At 63.7% G+C, this 14,673-nt stretch carries 14 protein-coding genes and 1 tRNA gene; 8 read left to right on the top strand and 7 right to left on the bottom strand.

The window, feature by feature from the left end:
- Window positions 1–130: 130 nt before the first annotated feature.
- The 6 genes from bioB to OW493_RS00745 all read left to right on the top strand — a co-directional run bounded on the left by bioB (window position 131) and on the right by OW493_RS00745 (window position 5,311).
- Window positions 131–1,309 (top strand): biotin synthase BioB, encoded by a 1,179-nt coding sequence (bioB, locus tag OW493_RS00770; RefSeq protein WP_077371834.1) that lies wholly within the window; start codon window positions 131–133, stop codon window positions 1,307–1,309.
- Window positions 1,310–1,327: 18 nt separating this feature from the next.
- A complete protein-coding gene (locus OW493_RS00765) occupies window positions 1,328–2,659 on the top strand; it encodes an 8-amino-7-oxononanoate synthase (RefSeq protein ID WP_289862833.1) in 1,332 nt (443 codons plus the stop codon).
- Entirely contained in the window at window positions 2,656–3,477 is an 822-nt protein-coding gene (locus OW493_RS00760; RefSeq protein ID WP_289862831.1) for an alpha/beta fold hydrolase, read from the top strand. Before OW493_RS00765 ends, OW493_RS00760 begins: the two co-directional genes overlap by 4 nt.
- Window position 3,478: 1 nt before the next feature.
- The gene (locus OW493_RS00755) at window positions 3,479–4,306 is read left to right on the top strand and encodes a methyltransferase domain-containing protein (RefSeq protein WP_289862829.1); all 828 of its coding nucleotides are present in this window, start codon (window positions 3,479–3,481) and stop codon (window positions 4,304–4,306) included.
- Between the two features lie 38 nt (window positions 4,307–4,344).
- A complete protein-coding gene (bioD, locus tag OW493_RS00750) occupies window positions 4,345–5,136 on the top strand; it encodes a dethiobiotin synthase (protein WP_077371825.1) in 792 nt (263 codons plus the stop codon).
- A gap of 90 nt (window positions 5,137–5,226) precedes the next feature.
- Window positions 5,227–5,311, top strand: a tRNA-Leu gene (locus OW493_RS00745).
- Between the two features lie 378 nt (window positions 5,312–5,689).
- Here OW493_RS00745 and OW493_RS00740 read toward each other — a convergent pair.
- Together OW493_RS00740 and OW493_RS00735 are read right to left on the bottom strand one after the other, a co-directional pair.
- A complete protein-coding gene (locus OW493_RS00740) occupies window positions 5,690–5,956 on the bottom strand; it encodes a hypothetical protein (protein WP_136938304.1) in 267 nt (88 codons plus the stop codon).
- Window positions 5,957–6,288: 332 nt separating this feature from the next.
- Window positions 6,289–6,615 carry a YnfA family protein gene (locus OW493_RS00735; protein WP_077371819.1) on the bottom strand — a complete coding sequence of 109 codons (327 nt, stop codon included), beginning with the start codon at window positions 6,613–6,615 and terminating at the stop codon, window positions 6,289–6,291.
- A gap of 216 nt (window positions 6,616–6,831) precedes the next feature.
- Between OW493_RS00735 and OW493_RS00730 the strand changes: the two genes are divergently transcribed.
- Both OW493_RS00730 and OW493_RS00725 read left to right on the top strand, forming a co-directional pair.
- Window positions 6,832–7,284 carry a hypothetical protein gene (locus OW493_RS00730; protein WP_077371816.1) on the top strand — a complete coding sequence of 151 codons (453 nt, stop codon included), beginning with the start codon at window positions 6,832–6,834 and terminating at the stop codon, window positions 7,282–7,284.
- 232 nt (window positions 7,285–7,516) lie between these two features.
- A complete protein-coding gene (locus OW493_RS00725) occupies window positions 7,517–8,062 on the top strand; it encodes an Mpo1-like protein (RefSeq protein ID WP_205632710.1) in 546 nt (181 codons plus the stop codon).
- 163 nt (window positions 8,063–8,225) lie between these two features.
- On the opposite strand, the gene OW493_RS00720 is transcribed toward OW493_RS00725, so the two are convergent.
- From OW493_RS00720 to OW493_RS00700, 5 genes are all read right to left on the bottom strand, one after another.
- On the bottom strand, window positions 8,226–10,055 hold the full coding sequence (locus OW493_RS00720) for an acyl-CoA dehydrogenase C-terminal domain-containing protein (RefSeq protein ID WP_289862826.1): 1,830 nt from the start codon (window positions 10,053–10,055) through the stop codon (window positions 8,226–8,228).
- Between the two features lie 312 nt (window positions 10,056–10,367).
- The gene (gene cobA, locus OW493_RS00715) at window positions 10,368–11,573 is read right to left on the bottom strand and encodes a uroporphyrinogen-III C-methyltransferase (protein ID WP_308457317.1); all 1,206 of its coding nucleotides are present in this window, start codon (window positions 11,571–11,573) and stop codon (window positions 10,368–10,370) included.
- A gap of 196 nt (window positions 11,574–11,769) precedes the next feature.
- Window positions 11,770–13,047 (bottom strand): serine--tRNA ligase, encoded by a 1,278-nt coding sequence (gene serS, locus OW493_RS00710; RefSeq protein ID WP_077371807.1) that lies wholly within the window; start codon window positions 13,045–13,047, stop codon window positions 11,770–11,772.
- Between the two features lie 135 nt (window positions 13,048–13,182).
- Window positions 13,183–13,569, bottom strand: a complete 387-nt coding sequence (crcB, locus tag OW493_RS00705; protein ID WP_289862823.1) for a fluoride efflux transporter CrcB — start codon at window positions 13,567–13,569, stop codon at window positions 13,183–13,185.
- Between the two features lie 197 nt (window positions 13,570–13,766).
- Entirely contained in the window at window positions 13,767–14,624 is an 858-nt protein-coding gene (locus tag OW493_RS00700) for a hypothetical protein (RefSeq protein ID WP_077371804.1), read from the bottom strand.
- Window positions 14,625–14,673 lie beyond the last annotated feature (49 nt).

Genomic DNA, 14,673 nt, shown 5'->3' with positions numbered 1-14,673 from the left:
GACTGACCGGCAGCCGTCGCTCGCGGGACTGGATGGCGGCGTGCGCCTGACCCGAAGACACTGGCGATCGTCCGGCGCTGACTGCCACCTGACGCGTCTCACTGCCTGCCTGAAGAAGGATCTCACTCCCATGACCGTAGAAGCCCCGAGCGTGACCACACAAACCTCGCACGACGAACGGACCAACGCAGATGGCGAGGTACGTCACGACTGGCGCGTCGAGGAAATCGAAGCGTTGTTCGCCCTGCCCTTCAATGACCTGCTGTTCCGGGCCCAGCAGATCCACCGCCAGCACTTCGATCCGAATGCCGTCCAGGTCTCGACCCTGCTGTCGATCAAGACCGGCGCCTGCCCGGAGGACTGCAAGTACTGCCCGCAGTCAGGCCACTACAACACTGGCCTGGGCAAGGAAAAGCTGATGGAGATCCAGAAGGTGGTCGAGCAGGCCCGCGCCGCCAAGGATGCCGGTGCCAGCCGTTTCTGCATGGGCGCCGCCTGGAAGAGCCCGCGGGAGCGCGATCTCGAGGTGGTCACCGAGATGGTGCGTCAGGTGAAATCACTGGGACTGGAAACCTGCATGACGCTGGGAATGGTCGATACCGATCAGGCCAGAAAGCTCGCGGATGCCGGCCTCGACTACTACAACCACAATCTGGACACCTCACCGGAGTACTACGGCGAGATCATCACCACGCGCAGCTACAGCGAGCGCCTGGACACCCTGGCCAGCGTGCGCGAAGCCGGCATGAAGGTATGCTCCGGCGGCATTCTCGGCATGGGGGAAACCACCACGGATCGTGCCGGCCTGCTGCGCCAGCTGGCCAATCTGCAACCACAGCCGGAATCGGTGCCGATCAACATGCTGGTCAAGGTGGCGGGCACGCCGCTGGAAAATGTCGAGGATCTCGACCCCATCGAGTTCATCCGTGCCATCGCCGTGGCACGCATCATGATGCCGAAGAGTCACGTGCGCCTGTCCGCCGGCCGCGAGCAGATGGACGATTCCACCCAGGCATTGGCCTTCCTCGCCGGCGCCAACTCCATCTTCTATGGCGAGCGTCTGCTGACCACCGGCAATCCGCAGGCCAACCGTGACCGCGAGCTGTTCGAGCGCCTCGGCCTGCACCCGGAAACCCGCCAGGAAGTCGCCAGTGACGATGTGCGGGAAGCGGCGCTCAAGGCGGCCATGGAAGAACAGGCGCGCGCCAACGTCGAAGGCAGCCTGTTCTACGATGCCACCCGCGAGGCGACGCCCGCCAGCGATGAAGGCCACGTCCGTGAACGCAAGCCCTGCGGTCTGGTGGTCTGATCTCACGTGGCCACCGACATGCCCACCCGCTCACGCACGCGCTCCAGTGCCGGCGCAAGCTTCGCCCACCTGGACGACCTGCTCGCCAGACGCGAGCAGGTCGGGCGCTATCGCCGGCGCCTGACACTGGATTCGCCACAGGGGCCCCACGTCAGCCTCGCCGGACAGGCAGCAGGTGAAGAGGCACGTCCGCTGCTCAACTTCACCGCCAACGACTACCTGGGGCTGGCCAACCACCCGGCACTGGTCGAGGCCGGCTGTCGCGCGGCGCATGAATTCGGTGTCGGCAGCGGCAGTGCCCATCTGGTCAATGGTCACCAGACGCTTCATCACCGACTGGAAGCCCGTCTGGCCGAATTGACCGGACGCCCGCGTGCGCTGTTGTTCTCCACCGGCTTCATGGCCAATCTGGGCGTGATCGATGCGCTCGCGAGCGCCTCGCGCGAGGCCGGGCGCACTCTCGAGATCTTTCATGACCGTCTCAACCACGCCAGCCTCCTCGATGGCGCGCGGCTGGCATCCTCCGGCAACTCAGCCGTGCGCTCGCGCCGCTTCCATCATCGCGACCTCGAGGATCTCGAGCGCCAGCTGGCACGCTCACAGGCCGACGACAGGTTGGTGATCAGCGATGGCGTGTTCAGCATGGATGGCGACTGTGCCGATATCACGGGCCTCGCTCGGGCATGTGCTCGCCATGGCGCCTGGCTGATGATCGACGATGCGCATGGGGTGGGCGTGCTGGGCGAGCACGGCGAAGGACTGGTCGGACGGGACACTCCGCTGGCCGAAGTGCCGGTATTGGTGGGCACGCTGGGCAAGGCCCTGGGCAGCGCTGGCGCCTTCGTCGCCGGCAGCGAGGCATTGATCGAAAGCCTGATCCAGCTGGCCCGCCCGTATATCTACACCACGGCGCAACCCCCGCACGTCGCTGCCGCCACCCTGGCAGCGCTGGATATCGTCGAGCAGGAACCACAGCGACGCGAGCACCTGGCGGCGCGCGTACGACAGTTTCGCGAGGGGTGTGCAGCTCTGCTGGCAGGCAGTGGTCTGGCGCTCGGCCTGCCCCTGGTGACAGCAGGCGCCCCCTCGCCCCTCACTGACCCGATGACACCGATCCAGCCACTGGTACTCGGTAGCGAGACTCGTGCCCTTGCCTGGAGCGCGGCACTGCGCGAGCGCGGCATTCTGGTATCTGCCATTCGCCCCCCGACGGTCCCAGCCGGTAGTTCACGCCTGCGCTTCACCTTCAGTGCCGCGCACAGCGAGAACGATGTCGAGACTCTGCTGGCCGCCCTCAGGGAGGTGCTGGAATCGAGCACTACCAGACCCACCACGGGGGCCGAGACATGACGCGATTGACACGTCTGGTGCTGTTCAACGGCTGGGGTATCGATGCCCGCATCTGGCAACCCTTGAAGACGCGACTGGCCGAGCGACAGCAAGCTGCCGAACGAGAGCGGACTGCCGGACCTGCGACACGCCCGATCGAGATCGTGACGGCAGACTGGCCCCTTGCGGCGCCTGACGATCCCGAAGCAGCTCCTTCGCACCTCGGCGGAGCGGACACGCTGTGGCTGGGCTGGTCATTGGGTGCGCTACGCGCCGAGGCACTCGCGACTGCGCTGCCGATGAACCAACGGCCCGTGGCACTCATCGCGTTGGCCATGGGGCCGGCGTTCATCACGCCGGATCACGCGACTCCCGAGACGACTCTTGCTCATCGCAGGTCCCCGGCGCCCCTTCCGGCACTGCCCAGCACCACGCTCACCACTTTCCAGACAGCCTTTGCCCGCTCTCCGCTTGCCAGCTGGCAGCATTTCCTGCGCTGGCAGGCCAGTGGCGAGCCTGACCCGCGCGACTGCCTGCGGCAGTTGCGTGAATTGATCGGCACTCGCCCTGAAAGCTCTGTCGATGCACTCTCGGCAGGGCTCGAGGAGCTGGCCACGCGGCGAATGTCACTGACACGAGCAGGTCCGAATCTCGAGTTCTGGCTGGGCCGGGATGATCCATTGCTGGCACCGGGACTTGCCGAGGCACTGCGTGATCACGGCCATCAGGTGGTGGAATATTGCGGCGGACATTGTCTGCCACTGAGTCACCATGATGACCTGGCCGATGCCCTGCTGACTCGCATGGGCCATGTCGTCGTTGCAAGGGAAGAAGACTGAGATGCAGATGGTGACCCTGCCCCACGCGTCGTCGCGCCAGCTTATCGCTCAGGCCTTCGATCGCGGCGCGAGCGAATACCTCACCCTGGCACGCGCCCAGCATGTCATGGCCAGCCGATTGTTCGAGACCTTGCCGACAACGCTTCCGGATGCTGCGGTGGTGCTGGATCTGGGGTGCGGCCCCGGCCAATGGACACGCGAGCTGGCGTGCCACTACCCCACCGCACGTTGCCTGGGGCTGGATCTGTCGATGGCCATGCTCAGAGAGGCCTCGAGATCCCCCGACACGCCGCCTCGGCACATGACACCAGGCAACGCGCAACCTCCTATCCACTGGTTGCGCGGCGATGCCGAGCGCCTGCCAGTGGCCGACAACAGTCTGGACCTGGTGTTCTCGAGCCTGGCAGTGCAATGGTGCCCCACCCCCCGCCACTGGCTGGGGGAGCTTGCGCGTGCACTGAAGCCGGGTGGCAGGGCGCACATCAATACGCTCGGACCAGGCACATTGGCAGAGATCCGCCATGCCTGGCAGCGACAGGATGACTCGGTCCGACACTTTCCCTCCCGAGAGCAGCTGATCGACTGGGCACGGCGCACTGGCCTCAAGGTGCATTGCCAGACACATCGTCATGTCTTCCATTATCCTGACGTCTCGGCCGTCATGCGCTCCATCAAGGGAATAGGCGCCCAGACAGCGAGCGGGTATCGCCTGACACGTGCGGATCTGGCCCAGGCGTCCGCCCGACACGAGGCGCTTCGCACATCGCAAGGATTGCCTGTAAGCTATCAAGTCATTGAACTTGTCATGGAAAAATCAGTCACAGACTGACAGACATCAACGCGAACACTTTGCAGAAAGATAACGAAATGCCATCAGCGCACTTGAGCAATACCAGCCAGCCTTCCGCCTCCCATGCCATCCCCCACGGCATCGCGGCCTTCGTGACCGGCACCGACACGGAAATCGGCAAGACCTTCATCGCAAGCGCCTTGCTGGCTCGTGCCCGCATGCGGGGCCTGAGCACTCTCGGGCTCAAGCCCGTGGCGTCAGATTGTTTCGAGAGTCACGACGGGCTGGTCAATGCCGATGCCCTGTCGCTGCAGGCACAGTGCGAGCCGCCCGCGGATTACGAGAGCATCAATCCCTGGCGATTCGCTCCGGCCATCGCGCCGCATATCGCCGCACGCCAGGCAGGCGTGAGTCTCGAAGTGGCCAGGATCTCTCGACACATTCGTCACCAGCGCGAGACGGCCCCGCGTGACCTGACCTTGATCGAGGGAGCAGGCGGCTGGCGCGTTCCGCTCAATGACGAGGAAGATTTCTCGGATCTGGCCATCGCCTTGGGGCTACCGGTGATCCTGGTGGTAGGCCTGAGACTCGGGTGCATCAATCATGCACGTTTGACCCTGGAAGCCATCGAGCGCGATGGGCTTGAGGTGGCAGGCTATGTCATCAACCATCTGGAAGCCGACATGGAAGTCAGTGAAGACAACATGGCGACGTTGTCGCGCACGCTGAAAGCGCCCTGTCTCGGCGTGGTGCCTTGGGTGCGTGATGATGACCTCACTGACAGCCGCCATGCGGCAGAACGCGCCGCGAGCTATCTGCAATTGCCCTGCGGACTCGAGTCACGCAGCCAACATGGCCACCATGACTGACAAGCCGTCGCTGTGGCCTCCCTCAAGGGATAATTGGCCACAAGCGATTGACTTGAAAGGCATCGCAGGTAAAATGCACGCCAGCTTCTCGCGGAAGTGGTGGAATTGGTAGACACGCCAGATTTAGGTTCTGGTGCCGCAAGGTGTGGGGGTTCGAGTCCCCCCTTCCGCACCATCAGCACATCCTGCTGATGCCCTCTCGAAGCATCCTCTCTGTCTTTCCTGATCTATCCCCTGCTCCATCAGTCCGCTGTCCACATGATGCGACTTGCTGTGTGATGCGACCTTTCATGGGATACGACTTTCCATGTGCTTCTCACGCGTATCGCAATCTCTCGTCGTGGCTTGCCGCACGCTGCATTCCCATGGCGTCGGGCTTGTGTACTCCGTCATTTCCCCTTGCCGTTCTCGCTAGCCGTTTCCCCCTGGCTTCTCCCTCTGTCGTCACACTCCAGTCGTTTCCCTGTCGGATTCAGCGCCCCCTTTCAGCGCCCCCTTTCAGCGTCCAACCGCTTGCATCGAGGAAACGACATCCTCTCTGTCTTTGTCTGGCTCAACGAGGCCTCAGCCTGTCCTGCAGCGTCGCCAGCGTCAGGCGCGCATCGTCCAGAAGTGCCTGTTGCTCATGACGATCATGATGCGCCTCACCGGCCGCTGCCAGTTGCAGATTCAGATACTCGACACCGCTGGTGAAGCGATAGAACGCCTTGTGCGAGGCCACGGCACGGAATGCCTCGAGCTGATCTCCGGGCACCTCAAGCGGTCTGCCGGCGATGACCTCGGGCTCAGCCTCGCGAAGTGTCGCAAGCAGTGGCCTCACGGCAGCATTCCACTCGTGACGACGCGGTAGATGGCGTGCGAGCAAGAATCCGACGAGGCCGCCAAGCACTATCCCACCAAGGCCCCACAGCAGTTCACTTGTCATGTTGGTGTCTCGGTGCATCCATCAGTGATCCAGCATCCTGGTAATAAAGCATGAGTCCTTCTGATACTAACGCGCTGGTGCGCAAGGGGTGTAGCGCCTTGACGGAATCCTCCATTCTCGACATCCGTCATGGGACCTTCGTCCTACAAGATCGGCCTGCTGCAGCGAACGATCGCACCATCAGCGCCAGGCGTTCAGGGACCGGCTCAGCGAGCCTGACCGCGGACTCACTGCGCCCGCCCTCCCCACAGAATCAGCGCACTGCCCAGCAGGCAGACCAGCGAGCCGAGCAGATCCCAGCGACCCGGCACCTGTTGCTCCACCAGCCAGAGCCAGAGCAGCGAGGTGACGATATATACCCCACCATAGATGGCAAAGGCTCGCCCCGCCTGATCGACATCCACCAGCGACAGCAACCAGGCAAACGCACCGAGGCTCATCATGCCCGGGATCAGCCACAAAGGGCTGCGATCCAGTTTCCACCACGCCCAGAAGGCGAAACAGCCGGCAATTTCCGCCAGTGCCGCCAAGGGATAGATCCATACGATTGCCATGACGATATCCTTGCAGGGAAAGATGACAGCGCCTCATCACCTGTCGTGATCAGACGACTCCCCTGTACGAGAAAAAGCGAATAGGATTGACCTGCGGCTGACAGGAACCTCGGGGCCACCCGGACGCCAACCGCTTCCCACGAAAACAATGCCAGGATTGGCGACGTCTTGCGGCGCAGCATAGCGCGACGCGACGTGATGACAAGGAACCTGCAGATGACTCGGCCACGTCTGATCATCAACCGTCTGGATGCGGATCGCATTCAGCGCCTGATCGATAGCCAGCAGCATGATGACGAGCTGGCAACCCGCCTGGAAAGCCGCCTGATTCAGGCGGAGATCGTGCCACCGGATGACTTCCCGAACAATCACGTCAGCATGCGCAGTCATCTGCGCCTCACCGGCTCTCGCTCTGGCCATCATGAACTGATGCTGCGTTATCCAGACCCCGCAAGCGAGGAGTGCATTCCGTTCGCCTTCGGCTCCACCGCGCCTTCCCTTCAGCCGGCCATAGCCCCGCTATGCATCATGTCCCCCCTGGGGATCGCCCTGCTGGGACTGGCTGTCGGCGAGCAGATCACCCTGCCCTGCGAGGATGGCCTGAGCGACATCATCCGTGTCGATGCCATCCTGCATCAGCCTGAGGCCTGTGGTCAGTTCCACCTCTGAATTCGCCGCCAGCGCTGTCGCCTTCTCGCCCGCGCTGGCGCAACAGACCCCAGACCGGCCAGGCTGACAGCCGCGCTGTGCCCTGCCGGCCGACACGATACGCTATGATGAAAGTGAGCAGGGTTGCCGGACCTTGCTGCATCACGCCAATGCTCTCTGACCTCCCCACGCCACCTATCCCGCTGCGCACGCGCCAGCCGGGCACTCATCATGTCTGTCAGGAGATCTTCACATGGGCATCTCATCGCACTCGCACATGGGTCTTGGCGCTCAGGCGCGCCTCAAGGAATCGCTGGCCCACTACTCGGCCAGCCATCGGCACCCCGACAATATTCGTCTGCATCTCATCTGTGTACCGCTCATCTTCACCGCGACGCTGATCCTTGTCTGGCGGCTGCTGGGGGGCCAGGGGATGTCCAGCGAACCCGGCGCGGGACTGTGGATGCTGCCCGGCGGCCTGCTGACCCTCGCTGCGCTCGGGTTCTATGCCCGACTCTCGTGGCGCGCATCGCTGGTGATGCTGGTCTGGAGCCTGATCAGTCTTGCCGCGATGTTCGCGATGCTTGGCCTACGCTGGCCAGTGGTCCCGTTGATGGTGGCAATCTTCCTGCTTGCCTGGGTCGGTCAGATCATCGGCCACCGTCTCGAGGGGCGAAAACCCGCATTTCTCGATGACCTGCGCCAGCTTCTCATCGGTCCGCTGTTCGTACTTGTCGAACTGTTTCCCGACCTGCGTGACTGGCTTCTCGCATCCAAATCCTCCTCTGACGACGCCTGAGTCCGCCCTCTGCCATGCAAAGATCTGCAATGCAAAGGCCTGAAACGCATACGCCTGAAACGCAAACGCCCAGCGATCCGGAAGGATCGCTGGGCGTTGCTTTCAGAATGTCACGAATCAGCCGTTGCCCGAATCATCGCATGGCTCGCCGTACCGGCACGGCTCACTGCGCCGGATCGAAATCCTCGAGACGGAAGGCCATCAGCGGTGCAGCACCTGCCGCGATCTGGGCTTCCAGCGCGACGGCGCGCGGCAAGACCCGCTGGACGAAGTAGTTGCCCATGGCCAGCTTGCGACGGTAGAAATCCTCCCCACTGGCACCCGATGTCGCCAATCCCTGTACCGCGGCACGCGCCATGCGCAACCACAGATAGCTGTAGACACACAGCCCGGCCAGGTCGAGGAAATCGCAGGCTGCCGCCCCCAGCTCCTCGGGATTGTCATCCGCACGGGCCAGCAACTGCTCGGCGACACACTCCAGGCGCGCCAGTTCCTGCTGGCAGGCCTCGGCGAACGGCCGGGTCCGCTCGTCGTCATCCTGCCCCTCAAGCTCGGCCCTGACCTGCTCGGCAAAGCGTGCCACGTACGCCCCGCGATTGCGGTAGAGCTTGCGTCCGACCAGATCCATCGCCTGGATCCCATTGGTGCCTTCGTAGATCATCGCGATGCGGGCATCGCGCACGTACTGCTCGGCACCCCACTCCACACAATAACCATTGCCGCCATAGAGCTGTTGCGCCATGACGGTGGCATCGAAGCCACGATCCGTCAGCAGCGCCTTGGCGATCGGCGTCAGGAATTGCACCAGTGCATCCGCATCAGCCTTCACCGCTTCATCGGCGTGATACTTGACGCGATCCAGCTGCTGACCGACGAAGACGGCAAAGGCCCGCCCGGACTCGTTCCAGACACGGGTTTCCAGCGCCATGCGGCGAACATCAGGATGAACCAGAATCGGATCAGCCGGCTTGTCTGGTGCCTGTGCGCCCGTCGGTGCGCGGCTCTGCAGACGTTCAGCAGCGAAGTCCATCGCACTCTGATAGGCCACTTCCCCCAGTCCCAGCCCTTGCAGGCCGATGGAGAGGCGCTCGTAGTTCATCATGGTGAACATCGCCGCCAGCCCCTGGTGCGGCTCGCCGATCAACACCCCTTCGGCACCATCGAAGTTCATCACGCAGGTCGCGCTGCCCTTGATGCCCATCTTGTGCTCGATGGACCCACAGCTGACCGCATTCGATGCCGCGGGCTGTCCCTCGGCATCGAGCAGTTGCCTGGAGACCAGAAACAGCGAGATGCCGCGGGTGCCGGAAGGCGCATCCGGCAGCTTGGCCAGCACCAGATGCACGATGTTGTCGACCATGTCGTGCTCGCCACCGGTGATCCAGATCTTGGTGCCGGTAATGCGATAACGTGGCAGCCCCAGCAGTGGGTCATCACCCTCGAGGGGCTCGGCACGAGTGCGGATCATGCCCAGGTCCGTCCCGCAGTGAGGCTCGGTCAGACACATGGTGCCCAGCCAGTCACCGGCGTACATGCGCGGCAGAAAGACCCGCTTGACGGATTCAGGGGCATGGCTGTCCATCGCCAGACAGGCCCCGGCATTCAGTGCCGGGTAGAGCGCGAAGCTGGTATTGGTGGCGTAGAGCATTTCCTCGAAGGCCACGGTGAGCATCTTTGGCATGCCCTGACCGCCGTATTCAGGGTTGCCGCCCAACCCCATCCAGCCACCCTCGGCGAGCACCCGATAGGCTTCCTTGAAGCCCTTGGGCGTGGTGACACGCCCCTCTTCGAAGCGCGCGCCCTCGGCGTCACCACTCAGGTTCAGCGGCAGCAGCTCTGCCTGGGTCACGCGCGCGCCTTCCTCGAGTATCGCCTCGGCCAGTTCCGCATTCACCTCGGAAGTGGCCTCCATGGTCGCCCATTCCTGCTCGGCCGCGAATACCTCGTTGAGCACGAAACGTGCATCCTTGAGCGGTGCCTGATACTTGGCCATGTGACTCTCCTTGCAGGTCTCTTCCGACGACGTCTTGCAACGGCGTGGTTCGTGATGGCGTACTGTCGGCCGCGAGCCTTCCGTCGTGACACTGCGCCGCTGGAGCGCTGACAGGGTCCGACCCGCGATTCAAACGATTGCTTGAAACAATAGGCGCAATCGCTGTCTGCGTCATCTCGACCTTGGCCCAAGGCGTACCACGCGACGCTCGCTGCGCGCCACGAGACCTCATGACGCAAGACGCCGCCCCGGCAGGAACCGGGGCGGCGTCTTGAGTACTTGATTACTTGAATGCTCGAAGCCTCACCTCTCTCAGGCAGTGTTCACCTGGGCCAGCGGCGTCGGGTGCTTGCCATCTTCCCAGCCAAGGCTGCTGTCGGCCGTCGGCGAGAACCACTTGAGGGAATCATGCAGGCTGACGACATCCCCGACGATGATCAACGTCGGCGGCTTGAGCCCCTGCCCCGCCACCTGTGCCGGCATCTCCGCCAGAGTCGCCACATGCACGCGCTGACGCGCGGTAGTGCCCTGCTCGACCAGCGCGATCGGCGTGCTGGCCGCCAGACCATGGTGGATCAGCTGCTCGCAGATCAGCGCCAGACTGCCCAGCCCCATGTAGAACACCAGGGTCTGGGCGGGGCGTGCCAGCGCCTCCCAGTCAAGGTCACAGCTGCCATCCTTGAGGTGCCCGGTGACGAAACGCACCGACTGGGCATGATCGCGGTGGGTCAGCGGAATCCCGGCGTAGGCGGCGCAACCGGAGGCCGCGGTGATACCTGGCACCACCTCGAAACTGATCCCGGCATCCGCCAGCGTCTCGAGTTCCTCACCACCACGCCCGAAGATGAAGGCATCGCCGCCCTTGAGGCGCACGACGCGATGGCCAGCGCGCGCATAGTCCACCAGTGCCTGATTGATGCCTTCCTGGGGCACGCTGTGGTCACTGCGCGCCTTGCCGACATACAGCCGGCGGGCTTCAGGCCTGGCCAGCGCCAGAATCTCGTGACTCACCAGCCGATCATGGATGATCACGTCGGCCTGCTGCAGATGACGCAATGCCTTGAGGGTCAGAAGCTCCGGGTCGCCGGGGCCGGCGCTGACCAGCGCCACCTGACCATGCGTGCCGGTGAAGCGATCCTCCTCCTTCACCGGCAACACCGCCTCGCCCGCGACCAGCCGGGGCGGAAGACGCACGCTGGAGTCCGCCGGATGACGCGGCGCAAACACCATGACATGCTGCTCACGCGCGTGGCGCAGGATACCGCGGTCCCGGCCCTCGCTACCCGTGACGACCAGCCACAGCTGGCCGGGTGCAGGCACCGGCAACAGCGTATCGGCCACTTCCCAGCCCTCTTGACCGCACAGTCTCTCCAGCGCCGGCATTCGGGCATCGCCGTAGACACACAGATCCGCCCCCAGGCCGGCAAAGCGCTCGGCCAGCGCCAGCGCCTCCTGGCCACCGCCGATCAGGCACAGCTGGAGTCGTGAAGGATCACAAGAGAGATTGAGAAATTCCATGGGCATATCCACAAACGGGGCGAGGCTGGGTAGCAGCCTTCGATGAACGGCATTTTAGAGCATAAGAAACACTCTCTAAAATAACCAATAAGCATAACGACCCCGAAGGCACGTTGTAGCAGAGCCGCAGACGAAAAACCCCCGCTTCCGGCAGGAAGCGGGGGTTCAGGGCGCGAGCGGAGCTGCGCGGCGAGCCTCAGACGTTGAGGGTGTCCACACCGCCCATGTAGCTGCGCAGCGCCTGCGGCACGCTGATGGAACCATCCGCATTCTGATGGTTCTCGAGCACCGCGACCAGACAACGTCCCACCGCCAGGCCGGAGCCATTCAGTGTGTGTACCAGCTGCGGCTTCTTCTGTCCTTCGACACGGGCGCGTGCCTGCATGCGACGTGCCTGGAAGTCTTCGCAGTTGGAGATGGAGGAAATCTCGCGATAGGTATTCTGGCTCGGCAGCCAGACTTCCAGGTCATAGGTCTTGGCCGCCGCGAAGCCCATGTCGCCGGTGCACAGCGTCACGGCACGGTACGGCAGCTCCAGCGCCTGCAGGATGGCCTCGGCATGGCCGCGCATCTCTTCCAGCGCGTCATAGCTCTTGTCCGCCTCGACCACCTGCACCATCTCGACCTTGTCGAACTGGTGCTGGCGAATCATGCCGCGGGTATCGCGACCATAGGCACCCGCCTCGCTGCGGAAGCACGGCGTATGCGCGGTGAACTTGAGCGGCAGATCGCTGGCGTCGAGAATCTCGTCGCGCACCATGTTGGTCAGCGGCACTTCGGCGGTCGGGATCAGGAAGAATTCGCGATCGTCATTGAGCTTGAACAGGTCTTCCTCGAACTTGGGCAGCTGGCTGGTGCCCATCAAGGAATCACGGTTGACGATGTAGGGCACGTAGAACTCTTCGTAACCGTGCTCGAGGGTCTGCTTGTCGAGCATGAACTGCACCAGCGCACGATGCAGGCGTGCGATGGAGCCGTGCATGATGGCAAAGCGTGAACCGGTGATCTTGGCGGCGAGCTCGAAGTTGAGCTGCCCCTTGAGTTCCCCGAGGTCAACGTGATCACGCACCTCGAAATCGAACTCACGCGGGGTGCCCCAGCGATGCAGCTCGACATTGTCATTCTCGTCGGCGCCTTCCGGCACGTCGGCGTTGGGCAGGTTCGGGATGCTGGCGGCCATGGCCTCCGCCTTGCTCTGCAGCTCGGAGAGCTCTTTCTTGGCGGCGTCGAGGCGCTCGCCCAGATCACTGACTTCCGCCAGCAGCGGTGCGATGTCTTCACCGCGAGCCTTGGCATTGCCGATGGACTTGGAGCGAGTGTTGCGCTCGTTCTGCAGCGATTCGGTCTCGATCTGCAGATCACGGCGACGCGCTTCCAGGGCGGCGAAGGCCTCGGTATCCAGCTGATAGCCACGACGTGCGAGGCGCTCGGCGGTCGCGTCAAGATCGGCGCGCAGAAGTTTCGGGTCCAGCATGTGGGAAGGCTCTCTCGTCAGTTCACTCAGGCCGCATCGCGGCACGGTAAGGTCATGCGCACTAGTCTACCTCAGCCACGCCCCGCTTCGCAGCCGCCGCAATGCCGAGGCAGCCACCCGGGGGCAGGCCGTCGCTCACAGCAGGGCGCGGGCGAGCTTCATGCCGAGCGCCACCATGCCCAGACAGGCCACCACGCTCACCGCGACGTAGATCAGCCCTGCCAGCATGCGACCGCTGATCATCAGATTGAGCGCTTCGAGGGCGAAGGTGGAAAAGGTGGTGAAGGCGCCGGTGAAGCCGGCCACCATGATCGCCTGCCAGACAGGCGCAAGCTTGAGCTCTTGGGTCACCCAGATGAACAGGAAGCCCATCAGGCAGCTGCCGAGGAGATTGACCCCGAGCGTCCCCCAGGGGAACCCTCGACCCGCCGTTCCCGTGATCCAGCCACTGACCAGATAACGTCCAAGAGCGCCGATGGCGCCGCCCGCTGCTACTGCCAACCAGGTTCCCATGTCTCGCATCTGCCTCATGTCATGAGCCGCCAACGGCTCGTCCAGCTGTCGAAATACAAGACCATGCCTCAGGTACGCAGCCGCACCTGAGGCATGTCATTGACTGCCAGTGTAAGAAAATCGCGGAACGCGGGGAACTCGGGTCACGGGAAAGACGGGTTCAGCAAAGCATGACTCGCCGCCCGTGATGACCGACGGACATGGAATCAGTTCAGCTCGCTTCTCAGCCCATCCAGCACTTGCTGCCACCGATGGTGGGCACCGTCCTTGCCGCCCAGTTGCTCAAGCCCGCGTGCCGTCCAGGTGCCGGGCGTGCCGATGCGCGAGGCAAGCTCGCCCGGCGGGGTATCGGGGTGGGCTTCCATCAGGGCAAGGGCATCACGCATCTGGGTCATCAACAACTGGCGGGCCTGCGGTCCGGTGATGCCGGGGACAGTCTGGAACCAGTCAAGCAGCGCCTGCTGCTGGGCCAGCTGCCAGGCATTCACGCAGACTGCCAGCATGCTGGCCTCGAAGGCGGCCTCTTCCTCGAAGGCAATCACCTGCCGGACTGCCGGACTGAGCAGGTCCCGCGTGAGGGGGTCTTCCGGATAGAGCGTGAGCGCGCTCTGCCCCTCGGACACCGCCAGCCCCGTCATTACGCGCACCACCCTGGCCGGCGCGAACCAGCGCTGCAGGTTGGCGAGTGAGACACCGGCCGCCATCACCATCAGATGATGGTCCTTGCTCAGAGCGCGGCTTTCACGCAGTTCCATGGCCAGCGCTTCCAGCTGCTGCGGTCGGACCCCGACCAGCACGCAGAGGCTGGCTTCGCATACCGCGACGTTGCTGGCGTGGCGGACGGCACCGAAACGCCAGCCCAGACGGTGGCTGCGGACATCATTGCGCGGCGAGAGGTGGAACTCGAGATCATGCCGCGAGCGCCCATCGCGCAGGCAGCCTCGCGCCAGCGCGACCAGAAGAGACTCCGCCAGTTCTCCCACGCCCAGCACCCCCAATCGCGTAGGAGGCTGACGGGATTCGCGATGGCAGGTGGAGGTCGAGGGATAGGATGACGATGCCATGGAACGGCTCCTGCTGAGAGAAAGGAAACGAGCAAACCACAAGGGTGTC

Source organism: Cobetia sp. 14N.309.X.WAT.E.A4, from assembly GCF_030397495.1.
GTDB classification, from domain to species: Bacteria; Pseudomonadota; Gammaproteobacteria; order Pseudomonadales; family Halomonadaceae; genus Cobetia; species Cobetia marina.
This window is presented reverse-complemented; position numbering and strand designations above follow the sequence as displayed.